We start from the raw sequence: 354 nt of genomic DNA, 5'->3' as shown, positions 1-354 counted from the left end.
TCCCCCTGAAATACAGATTTGAACCATATTTTTGATTGAGCCAACGGAAGCAATCAGAGAGCTTGCGTGTCCATTTCCTATGCTCCGCCTTGAGGTCATCATATATGCGGACGTTCTCACCGCAGGTGATAACCATGTACCGCAGATACTTCCCCTTATTCGGGAGAATGTTATCAATCCAATAGGTCAGCTCATTCCTCAACTGGCGACGCTCAGCAACAGCAACAGCAGGAATGAACATGATATGCCTAAACTGTTCATCCATCTGCTTAGCTAATCCAGACAGCAAACCCACCTTGAAAAAGGTGCCATCCTGCTTCTTACGCCTAGACGGAATCCCCAGACCTTCAAGCC

At 47.5% G+C, this 354-nt stretch carries 1 protein-coding gene; it reads right to left on the bottom strand.

Annotated elements, in window-relative coordinates:
• Positions 1-354, bottom strand: a 354-nt coding sequence (locus KP705_RS19720; RefSeq protein WP_215765538.1) for a hypothetical protein, incomplete at both ends; no start/stop codon positions are given.

It is taken from the genome of Gluconobacter sp. P1D12_c, assembly GCF_018812105.1.
In the GTDB taxonomy this organism is placed as follows: Bacteria; Pseudomonadota; Alphaproteobacteria; order Acetobacterales; family Acetobacteraceae; genus Gluconobacter; species Gluconobacter oxydans_A.
This window is presented reverse-complemented; position numbering and strand designations above follow the sequence as displayed.